The organism is Bifidobacterium sp. UBA6881 (genome assembly GCA_002451435.1).
Classification (GTDB): domain Bacteria; phylum Actinomycetota; class Actinomycetes; order Actinomycetales; family Bifidobacteriaceae; genus Bifidobacterium.
The window spans coordinates 12,101-22,423 of sequence record DKCF01000035.1; the positions used below are offsets into that span (position 1 = coordinate 12,101).

Below are 10,323 nucleotides of genomic sequence, written 5' to 3' on the forward strand. Positions count from 1 at the left end.
GGGCGAACGCACGATTGTCGTGACACGGACACGGCAATCGTGCGTTTTGCTTGGCGGTTGCCTTACAGTGGAGAAGGAACGATTACCCGACTCGAAGAGGAGAGCACAGATATGAAAGTTGACATCCTTTCCCGCGAATACCCGCCGAAGGTGTACGGCGGCGCAGGCGTGCACGCGGAGGAGCTTTCCAAGGTTTTGGCGGAGCGCGTCGATGTGACGGTACGCGCGTTCGACGGGCCGAGATCCGCCGACGAGGTTCCCGCCATCCCCGGCAAGGATCCGAAGGGCTCCCTCAAGGTCGTCGGATACGACGTTCCCAAGGAGCTGGATGACGCCAACACCGCGCTGAAGACGTTCGGCGTGGATCTGCAGATCGCCAACGACGTCGATGCCGACATCGTCCACGCCCACACCTGGTACGCGTGCCTCGCCGGCTATCTCGCGAAGATGCTGCACGGCACCCCGCTGGTCATCACCGCGCATTCGCTCGAACCGTTCCGCCCATGGAAGCGCGAACAGCTGGGAGGCGGATACAATCTGAGCTCATGGGCCGAAAAGGACGCCTATGAGCATGCCGACCGCGTCATCGCGGTTTCCGCGGGCATGCGCAAGGACATCCTCACCGCCTATCCGAATCTCGACCCCGACAAAGTGGTCGTCGTGCACAACGGCATCACCATGAGCGAGTTCGAGACACCCGCCGCCGATGACCCCGGTTGGCAGGTGTTCGAACGCTACCATATCGACCGCAGCAAGCCGACGCTGCTGTTCGTCGGACGCATCACCAGACAGAAGGGACTGCCGTATCTGCTCAAGGCGCTGCATTTCGTCGATCCGTCCATCCAGGTCGTGCTGTGCGCGGGAGCGCCGGACACTCCGGAGATCATGGAGGAGGTCAAGAACGCCTTCGCCAGGCTGGACGAGGAACGTGGAAACATCATCTGGATCGAGGAGATGCTGCCGAAGCCGGAACTGAACGCCTTGGAACATGGCTGCGACGCGTTCATCTGCCCGTCCATCTACGAGCCGCTCGGCATCGTGAACCTTGAGGCGATGGCCTGCGGACTGCCGGTGGTGGCCTCCGCGACCGGCGGCATTCCGGAGGTCGTAGTGGACGGCGAAACCGGATATCTGGTGCGCTTCGACCAGTTGCACGACGGCACCGGCACGCCGACCAACCCCGACAAATTCGTGCACGACATGGCGGACGCCATCAACCGCATCATGGCGGACCCGCAGAAGGCGAAGCGGATGGGACAGGCCGGCTACGAGCGGGCGCGCGACCGCTTCAGCTGGGAATCCATCGCGGACAAGACCGTCAAGGTCTACGAGGACGTGCTCGCCGAACGGAACCAGTGATTCCGGGCAAAGACGCGCGAAGGCTCGCGGAGCCGATGGAGCGGCCGGCCGTCTCCCAGCGGGGCATTATCCTGATGGAAGACGGCCGGCCGCCGTTATGGGATGGTCGTTATAAGGAATGAGGAACAATGGTTGATTCGGATGTGGCATTGAAACTGGACGGCGTGGAATTCCGCCGCCGCAAGCGCGTGATTCTCACCAAGGTGAATCTGGAAATCAGAAAAGGCGAGAAATGGGTGCTGTTCGGACCCAACGGCATCGGCAAATCCAGTCTGGTGAAAATGATGAGCACCCGGGGCTTTCCGTCGGAAGGCACGGTCGACATTCTCGGCAACCGTCTGGGCAAGGTCAACGTGTTCTCCTACCGCAACCGCATCGGATTGAGCTCCGCGGAACTCGGCCGCGCGTTCCCGCCCGAGGAGGATCCGCTCGATGCGATCGTGACGGCGCTGAAGGCGGTCACCGGCCGTTGGCGCGACACCTACACCGCCGAGGAATACGGTCGCGCACGTGCGCTGATGCGCGAGTTCGGCATCGAATACCTCGAGGGCAAGATGATGTTCAAGCTTTCCGAGGGTGAGCGCACGCGTGTGCTCATCTGCCGGGCGCTGATGGCCGACCCCGATCTGCTGATCCTCGACGAGCCGACCACCGGTCTGGATCTCGGCGGCCGTGAGATCGCCCTGCGCGCGTTGAGCCGTGTCGGCGCGGAACAGTCCGACCGGGCGGTGCTGCTGGTGACGCATCGTCTGGAGGAGATTCCCCAAGGCTTCGACCATGTGGCGATCATGGGACGCATCACCGGCAACGAGGCGGACGCCTATGCCGACAACGTCGCCGGAAACGATCCGGCGCCGGGTACGGTCATCTACACGGGCGATCTGGAGCACGGCTTCACCTCCGAGCGATTGAGCCGGGTGTTCGGCCTGGACCTCAAGGTCACGCATGCGAACGGTCGATGGAACGCGTATGCGGTATGACGTCCGGACGTTCGTGCGCTAGCATGGACGGGTCGCGTACGGGCGGCATCCGCAATCACAGGCAGAAGGAGCGTATGGCATGCGTCGAGGACCGTTGAAGGCCGGCGAAAAAGTGCAGTTCACGGACCGAAGGTCCAACAAGATCACCGATCAGCTGGTGCCGGGCGGCGTCACCCAGACCTCGCACGGCATCATTCTGCATGATGACGTCATCGGCATGGTGGAGGGCTCCGTGGTCGTGACGGTCAGCGCGAAGCGCGAGACCCAGATGAACCATGAGCATCCCGAACGCGACGCCGGCAAGCCATGGAAAGGCACGCGCGCCATCGGCGGCTGGCAATTCGCGGTGATGCGTCCGCGTCTGGCGGATTATGTGCTGTCCATGCCTCGAGGCGCGCAGATCATGTATCCGAAGGACATCGCGCAGGTGATTCAGCTTGGCGACATCCGTTCGGGCATGAACGTGCTGGAATCCGGCGCGGGTTCCGGTGCGATGAGCCTGAATCTGCTGGATGCGGTGGGGGAGGACGGCCATCTCACCACCATCGAGATGCGTTCCGAATTCGCCCGTGTCGCCGAAGGCAACGCCACGGTGTACTTCGGTGGGCGTCCGGCATGGTGGGATCTGAGGACCGGCGATTTCGATTCGGTCGCGGCCACGCTGCCGGAGCACTCGTTCGACCGCATCATGCTTGACATGCTCGATCCCTGGAACCGGTTGGAACAGGCGTACCGGGTGATCGCGCCCGGCGGCGTGCTCGTCGCGTACGTGACCACCACCACGCAGCTGGGCCGCATGGCCGAGGCGTTGCGCGAGGCGGGATCCTGGACCGAGCCGGACATCCAGGAGACATTGGAGCGCAATTGGAAGGCGCAGGGGCTGGCGATTCGCCCCGACCACCAGATGATCGGCCATACCGGCTTCCTGATGGTCACGCGCGCGATGGCCCCTGGATTCCGGGCGTTGCGCAAACGTGATCGCGCCACGAAGGACACGACCACCGACATCGATTCGCTGACCCCCGAGGAACGCGCGGAACAGTTGGAGGATCTCGAATTGCGTGACATCTCCGACCGCAAACTGCGCAAGGTGCTGCGCGACCTCGACGCGCAGGTGCATGCAATCGGCGAGTGATGCGCGTTTCCATGTGAAAATCTGACACAATGGAGGAAACGCGCATGCGTGCCATGCATGCGATCGACTAATCAAGGATGTGTCATCGACTATGGGAACGAGCCTGAAGAAAGTCGCCAAGAAGGCCAAGGACTACAAGTACGTGCTGCTGGTGATGCGCCATGCCAAGGCCGAACCATTCGGTGACGGCGGCGACGCCGGCCGTGTGCTGACCGACAAGGGCCGCAAGCAGGCGAAGGCCGTGGCGAAGGGTCTGGCCGCGCACAAGCTGGTGCCCACCCGCATCGCGTGCTCCGCGGCCACCCGCGCGCGCCAGACCTGCGACCGCATGCTCAAGGTGTTTGGCGATGACCCGAAGGTCGACTACCACCAGAGCCTGTACGAGGGTGGCGTGCAGGCGGTGTTCGACGAGCTCGCCCAGACCAAGGAGAAGCACCGTGAGCTGCTGGTGCTTGGCCATGAGCCGACGGTGTCGATCGCATGCCAGTGGATGGCCAGCTCCGAATCCGATCCGACGTTGCTGGACATGCTCAACTTGGGCATGTCCCCGGCGTCCATCGCGGTGTTCGGCGCGAATGAGCCGTTCGACAAGTGGCAATTGCATGGCGGCGAGCTGATCGCGTTGCTCACCGCCAAGGATTTCGACTGATCGGCTGGTCGATCGGCTATTCGGCGTCGATTCCGCGGAACAGGTTCACCATTTCGATCGCGTTCAACGCGCAGTCGTAGCCTTTGTTGCCGGCTTTCGTTCCGGCCCGCTCGATGGCCTGCTCGATGTTCTCCGTCGTCAGCACGCCGAACAGGACGGGTGTGCCGGTCTCCAGCGATGTCGCGGCGATTCCTTTCGAGACCTCGTTGCATACGTAGTCGTAATGGCTGGTGGATCCGCGAATCACGGCGCCCAGACAGATCACCGCGTCGTATCGGTCGTCTTTCGCCATCCTGGATGCGACCAGCGGGATTTCGAACGCACCGGGGACCCACGCCACGTGGATGTCGTCTTCCCTCACGCCATGGCGAAGCAGACCGTCTTTGGCTCCGTCGAGCAGCTTTGAAGTGATGAATTCGTTAAATCGCGCCACGACGATGCCTACGGTGATGTCGCGTGCGACGAGGGTGCCTTCATATGTTGTCATGGTTCTTCCTTTCATGATGCCGGATATTGGAATCGTTTGGTTTGCGGATGTACGGATCTGCGTCGGATCGCGGTCGCGCCGATTGCGTTCGGTGCGTGGCATGGCAGGCGCGGATCATGTCAATCCAGCAGATGTCCCATACGGCGTCGTTTCGTCTCCAGATAGAACGCGTCGTGGTCGGTTTCCGGCATTTGGATTGGGACGCGTTGCGAGATTTCCAGTCCGAATGCCGATAGCTGGCGCATTTTGTCGGGATTGTTCGTCAGCAGACGCACGCTTCTGACGCCCAGATCCCTGAGCATCTGAGCCGCGAGGAAGTATTCGCGTTCGTCGTCGCGGAATCCCAAGGCGAGATTGGCGTCCACGGTGTCGAGTCCTTGTTCCTGGAGCCTGTAGGCGCGCAGTTTGTTGATCAGTCCGATGCCGCGTCCCTCCTGCCGCATATACAGCAGGATTCCGCGGCCTTCCTGTTCGATGCGTTTCATCGCCGCGGCCAGTTGTTGCCCGCAATCGCATCGGAGGGAACCGAAGACGTCTCCCGTCAGGCATTCGGAATGGATTCGGCACGGCACATCCCGACCGTCTTCGATGTTGCCCTTCACCAAGGCGACATGGTGTTCGCCGTCCAGTCGGCTGACGAACCCATGCATGGTGAATGTTCCATATGCGGTGGGCAGGCTTGCCGTCGCCGCGCGGTCGATGAGTCTGTCATGGCGTTTGCGGTATTCCCGCAGGTCGTGGATGTTGACGAACGTGAGATGGAAGCGCTCGGCAAGCCGGGCGAGTTCCGTCGCGCGCATCATCGTGCCGTCGTCGTTCATGATTTCGCAGCACAGTCCGCATTCCCGCAGTCCGGCCAGACGGCACAGGTCGACGGTCGCCTCGGTGTGTCCGGCGCGTTCCAACACGCCGTTGCCTTTCGCCACGAGCGGGAACATGTGACCGGGCCTTCGGAAATCGGCCGCCGTCGCGTTCGCGTCCACGCTTGCCTTGGCAGTGGCCGAACGGTCGGCCGCGGAGATTCCCGTCGATGTGGAGACATGGTCGATGGAAACCGTGAACGCCGTTTCGTGATTGTCGGTGTTGTTCCGCGTCATCGGTGTGAGTTCCAGCCCGTCGGCGATGGTTTTGGACATCGGCATGCAGATGAGTCCCTTGCCGTGTGACGCCATGAAATTGATGTTCTCCGGTGTCGCGTGTTCCGCCGCGCAGATGAAGTCGCCCTCGTTCTCGCGGTCCGGATCGTCCGCCACCACGATGATCTTGCCGTGCCGCAGGTCATCGAGCGCCTTGTCGATGGTGTTGAATCGCATGTGTCCTCGTTTCTTTTAAAAGCCGTATCGCGCCAATAGATCCTTGGTGATGTGGCTTTGACTGCTGGATTGGGTTTGCCGATTGGTTTGCGTGGAATATGGGGAGCGGCCGGATTGGAGGATTTTCTCGACGTATTTGCCGATGATGTCCGTTTCCAGATTGACTTGGTCGCCCTCATGCCTGCCATGCAGGCTGGTCCGGGCAAGAGTGTGGGGGATCACGGACACCGCGAAGCCGTTCCGGCTCACCGCGGCCACCGTCAGACTGATTCCGTTCACGGCGATGGAGCCTTTCTCGACGATGCCGCGCATGGTCTCGCGAGGGGCTTGGATGGTGTACCAGATCGCATTGCCGTCCCTGCGTATGTCGGTGATGGTGCCGACGCCGTCCACATGGCCCGTCACGATATGCCCTCCGAACCGTCCGTCCGTGCGCATGGCGCGTTCCAGATTGACGTCGCTTCCGGCACGGAGTCGCGACAACGTCGAACGGTTGATGGTCTCGTGCATCACATCCGCGCGGAATCCGTCCCGTTCCACTCGCGTCACGGTCAGGCAGACGCCGTCCACCGCGATGCTGTCGCCGACGTCCGTCCGTTCCAGCGTCTTCCGCGCCTGAATGTCGTAGACGGCGCAATGGTGTCCGTTCGTGACGCGCCTCACCGTTCCGGTTTCCTCGATGATTCCGGTGAACATGGGTATTCGACCTCGCTTTCCATAAGCAGATCCTCGCCGAGCCGAAGCAGACGGCTGTTTTTCAAAAAGAACGCGGACTCGGGCGAGGAAACGCCCAGCCCCTCGATGGGCGACTTCGCGCCACTGCCGCCGAACAGTTTCGGCGCCACATAGGTCTGCACCTGCTGGACGATGCCGTTGCGCAAGGCCGACCAGTTCAACGTGCCGCCCCCTTCCAGAAGCACGCTGTCGACGCGCTCGGCACCCAAACGTTCCATAAGCTCGACGAGGTCCACATGGCCGTCGCGTTCCGGCAGGACGAGGATCCGGCATCCGGCCATGTGATACGGCTCCTGTCGTCCGGCATCGCGGCAACAGGTTGCCAAGACCGTGGGCGTCCGCCTCGCGGTCGTGACGACCGTCGATCCCAACGGAGTGCGCAGATGGGTGTCGCAGATGATCCGAATCGGATCATGCCCGCCTTCGAGATGACAGGTGAGGGACGGATCATCCGTCAAGACCGTGCCGACACCGACCATGATTGCGCCGTACCGATCCCGGAACCGTTGCACATGCCTCCGGGCCTCCTCCCCGGTGATCCACCGTGACGAACCGGTGCGGGTGGCTATCCTGCCATCCATGGTCATGGCATATTTCATCGTCACGAACGGACGCCCCGTCGTGATGAAACGCAGGAACACGTTGTTCAGATGATCGCACTCGTCACGAAGCACGTTCTCAACGACATCGACACCATGGCCGCGCAGCATCGAGATTCCCCTCCCCGCGACCAAAGGATTGGGATCGGCCGAACCGACGACCACACGGCTGATGCCGGAACCGAGAATGGCGTCGACGCACGGCGGCTGCCTGCCATAATGACAACACGGCTCCAACGTCACATACATCGTGGCCCCCACGGGATCGGCCACGCAATCAGCCAAGGCTTCACGCTCCGCATGAAGCATCCCATACCGTCTATGCCAACCCCGACCAATGACGACACCGTCCTTGACGATCACGGAACCCACCATCGGATTGGGCGAGACGCATCCCCAACCCCGCTCCGCCAGCCGCAACGCCAGCCGCATATAATCCTCATCGTCCATGGCAACCTCCCTGAATGACCGTCCCCAGGGAGCATGGAACACGCGGGCCGATACGCTCACGAAAACAAAAACCCCGAAACGCTCACGCGTTTCAGGGCAACACAATCACAAACAGGAAAACGCGAACACAACGCACGCGTCAACCCGTCCATCCATCTTCTTCCATCCAGACTATACTGTCGGCCTCGGAATCTCACCGAATCATGCCTTACGGCTCGCGGGCTATACCGCCGGTAGGGAATCACACCCCGCCCTGAAGATCTTCTGTTATGACGATGCCACGAACTATACACCGCAGCATGACAGACCCGCCGGCATTCCACCATCGACGAAATCGGCACGAACCCCTCGCCGCAACGAACAATCCAGGCGAAAACACCCGGCATTCCAACGAACCGACGACAACCACGACATCAACGACCATCCGGCAACACGCGGAAAACGGATTCGGCATCCTCAACGGGAACCTCCCGCGTCGCCACACAATCGACACGACTCCAACGCGGCCCCTCGTCAAGACGCGCACACAACGCGGACACCCGATCCACCGGACCCTGCGCCTCCACCTCGACATCACCGTCACGCAGATTGCGTACCCAACCGGTCAACCCCAAACCATGCGCCACGGTCACCGTGAAATACCGGAAACCAACACCCTGCACCAAACCGGAAACAACGGCATGAACGCGAACAACCCCAGACGACACCACACATACCCCCAACATCACAAACAACACGCGCGATCCCGCCAACCAACAAACGGCCGATCCAAAGAACCAAACACAAAACCCATCATAGACGGGCACAGGCAAACCCCATCCGAAACCACGCCAAAACCAAAATCGAACAAATGTTCGACATGTGACGCGCGAGCAAACAAACCAAAACCGCGCTCGCAAACACCCCGACGACACACGCCGGCAACAGCACCACGGACGCGACGCGAAACAGCAGACGAACAGCATGCCCGGACGGGCGAACACCAAAAACCGACAGAACGAACAATCCACGGCGCCGAAACGCGACGGCGCTCGCGGTTGGTGCGAAGACCGTCAAAACATATTCGAACATATGTTCTAGTACTTGAAGATTGCGGGGGTCGGGCTCCGCCGGAAGAGGGGGAGTCGGTTGCATAGGATGTTGTAAGGAGCAATCGGGCATACTCTGTATCGGAATGGGCATGTACCCAGTGACGGGCAATCCGATTCCGAGAGCTCGTGATGCGGCGAAGCTCAACCTGCATGCCTTCATGGCGGCCGACGACGGATCGTGCCGGCCGAAGGACCTTCGGATTCTCTTCCCCCACGGCCGAGTGCGAGAGCGGGTTCGACTCCCGCCGGAGGCGCTCCGTAAAAACGAAGAAGCCCGGAATCGTCTTCCGGGCTTTCCGCCTATTCGGTCTTCTTGTGCTTGCGTGGCCTGCCGCCGCCGACGCCTCGACCGGGACGCTTCGCGTTCCACTCGTCGATGGTCGATGGGAGCCAGCCGCGAGTACGGCCGATGCGCACATCGGGTTCCGGCAGCTTCAGATTGAGCAGTCCGCCCGGAGTGATTCCGAGGCGTTCGGCCACCTGCTTGACGCCGAGATACTCAGTCGTCATCGTCGTCTCCTTTCAAGTTGACCAGCGAGAGCAGTCCGGCGCAAGGCGAATCCGAGCTATCCGAGGCACACCAGCGAGGACGCGATCCTCGAACTGTACGACGGGCTCGCCGGAGACGATTTCAGGCGTGAGGCCCTCGGCATCTGGGACGAGCAGGGGATGGCTTCGGCCATCGACTGGTCGAAATGGGACGAGGCGACCGTGGACAGTCGCAGGGATGGCGGCGTGATGAGCTTCGGACTCGACATGAACCCGACGCGAACACGTCTGACCATCGGGGCGTGCATGCGCTACGAGGACGGCACCGCGCACATCGAACTCGCGGAATACCGCGACACCAACCGCGATGGCACCATGTGGGCGGTGAACCTGCTGGCCAAGGTCTGGCACGACACCGCCGCGGTCGTCGTCGACGAACAGGCTGTCATATATCGGAACAGTACGCCAGCATCGACCGGCTACGCGGCGGATTGAATGATTACGTGTGGTGGTTCAACAACCAGCGGCTCCACATCCATGCGACGCGGTTTCCTGGGCTTGCGCCGACGCCGGTCGGCCTTCCTCTGCGCGGCCAGCGCCGAATAGAACGGGTCCGAGGTCCACGGCCCGGCCTTCAGCCGTTTGGCCCGGTAGGGGCGGTACGCCTCGTTCTCGTTGGACGGCGAACCACAGGCCGCGCCTCAGTTCGCGCGACACGGTGGACTTGTCCCGGCCGATCCCCTCCGCGGTCCGCCGGATGCCCGGATGCTGCTCGCAATGCGGCTTCTCGATCAGGATCCTCTCCTCGGACGACAGGTGCGGATGCTGTTGGCCCATGGGTGCGACACCTTCCTAGGCTAGAAACTTCGAACACTTCCAACCCTAGACAAGGTGTTGCACTTCTATTTTGAACCTGGGGAACATCCATCGAACCGACCGACAGGAACGTGGAGGACATGCTGCAAGGCGCGACCTTCGACGCTTATCCGGGAAGTGCCGGTCATGGCCCACCATACTTCGGAGGTCCAAACGGATT

The 10,323-nt window shown here is 61.7% G+C and carries 12 protein-coding genes, 1 pseudogene and 1 riboswitch; of the genes and pseudogenes, 5 read left to right on the top strand and 8 right to left on the bottom strand.

Features of this window, described 5'->3' with window-relative positions; all coding sequences use genetic code 11:
• Nucleotides 1–111 precede the first annotated feature (111 nt).
• The 4 genes from glgA (at nucleotide 112) to B3C64_RS02795 (ending at nucleotide 4,123) form a co-directional block, all read left to right on the top strand.
• A complete protein-coding gene (gene glgA / locus B3C64_RS02780; protein ID WP_291533578.1) occupies nucleotides 112–1,359 on the top strand; it encodes a glycogen synthase in 1,248 nt (415 codons plus the stop codon).
• A 128-nt stretch (nucleotides 1,360–1,487) separates the two neighbouring features.
• Nucleotides 1,488–2,339: an ABC transporter ATP-binding protein gene (locus B3C64_RS02785; RefSeq protein ID WP_291533579.1), complete on the top strand. Its 852-nt coding sequence runs from the start codon at nucleotides 1,488–1,490 to the stop codon at nucleotides 2,337–2,339.
• 79 nt (nucleotides 2,340–2,418) lie between these two features.
• Nucleotides 2,419–3,474, top strand: coding sequence for a tRNA (adenine-N1)-methyltransferase (locus B3C64_RS02790; protein ID WP_291533580.1), 1,056 nt, complete (start codon nucleotides 2,419–2,421; stop codon nucleotides 3,472–3,474).
• Between the two features lie 91 nt (nucleotides 3,475–3,565).
• Nucleotides 3,566–4,123: a SixA phosphatase family protein gene (locus B3C64_RS02795; protein ID WP_291533581.1), complete on the top strand. Its 558-nt coding sequence runs from the start codon at nucleotides 3,566–3,568 to the stop codon at nucleotides 4,121–4,123.
• A gap of 16 nt (nucleotides 4,124–4,139) precedes the next feature.
• Here the strand turns inward: B3C64_RS02795 and ribE are convergent, their stop codons facing one another.
• The 7 genes from ribE to B3C64_RS02830 form a co-directional block, all read right to left on the bottom strand.
• Nucleotides 4,140–4,610, bottom strand: a complete 471-nt coding sequence (ribE, locus tag B3C64_RS02800; protein WP_291533582.1) for a 6,7-dimethyl-8-ribityllumazine synthase — start codon at nucleotides 4,608–4,610, stop codon at nucleotides 4,140–4,142.
• Between the two features lie 119 nt (nucleotides 4,611–4,729).
• Nucleotides 4,730–5,923 (bottom strand): bifunctional 3,4-dihydroxy-2-butanone-4-phosphate synthase/GTP cyclohydrolase II, encoded by a 1,194-nt coding sequence (locus B3C64_RS02805; protein ID WP_291533584.1) that lies wholly within the window; start codon nucleotides 5,921–5,923, stop codon nucleotides 4,730–4,732.
• 15 nt (nucleotides 5,924–5,938) lie between these two features.
• On the bottom strand, nucleotides 5,939–6,619 hold the full coding sequence (locus tag B3C64_RS02810; RefSeq protein WP_291533586.1) for a riboflavin synthase: 681 nt from the start codon (nucleotides 6,617–6,619) through the stop codon (nucleotides 5,939–5,941).
• Nucleotides 6,583–7,707 (bottom strand): bifunctional diaminohydroxyphosphoribosylaminopyrimidine deaminase/5-amino-6-(5-phosphoribosylamino)uracil reductase RibD, encoded by a 1,125-nt coding sequence (ribD, locus tag B3C64_RS02815; RefSeq protein WP_291533588.1) that lies wholly within the window; start codon nucleotides 7,705–7,707, stop codon nucleotides 6,583–6,585. Before ribD ends, B3C64_RS02810 begins: the two co-directional genes overlap by 37 nt.
• Nucleotides 7,708–7,857: 150 nt before the next feature.
• A riboswitch (FMN riboswitch) is annotated at nucleotides 7,858–7,972 on the bottom strand.
• Between the two features lie 148 nt (nucleotides 7,973–8,120).
• A complete protein-coding gene (locus tag B3C64_RS02820) occupies nucleotides 8,121–8,432 on the bottom strand; it encodes an acylphosphatase (RefSeq protein ID WP_291533596.1) in 312 nt (103 codons plus the stop codon).
• 67 nt (nucleotides 8,433–8,499) lie between these two features.
• Entirely contained in the window at nucleotides 8,500–8,778 is a 279-nt protein-coding gene (locus B3C64_RS02825) for a hypothetical protein (protein ID WP_291533591.1), read from the bottom strand.
• Between the two features lie 320 nt (nucleotides 8,779–9,098).
• A complete protein-coding gene (locus B3C64_RS02830; RefSeq protein WP_291533593.1) occupies nucleotides 9,099–9,308 on the bottom strand; it encodes a helix-turn-helix transcriptional regulator in 210 nt (69 codons plus the stop codon).
• A gap of 159 nt (nucleotides 9,309–9,467) precedes the next feature.
• On the opposite strand from B3C64_RS02830, the gene B3C64_RS02835 reads away from it, so the two are divergent.
• Complete coding sequence (locus tag B3C64_RS02835; protein WP_291533594.1) at nucleotides 9,468–9,782, top strand: hypothetical protein; 315 nt, start codon at nucleotides 9,468–9,470, stop codon at nucleotides 9,780–9,782.
• 26 nt (nucleotides 9,783–9,808) lie between these two features.
• On the opposite strand, the pseudogene B3C64_RS02840 reads toward B3C64_RS02835, so the two are convergent.
• Nucleotides 9,809–10,124 (bottom strand): annotated as a pseudogene (locus B3C64_RS02840) (helix-turn-helix domain-containing protein); the annotation flags it as partial.
• Between the last annotated feature and the right edge of the window lie 199 nt (nucleotides 10,125–10,323).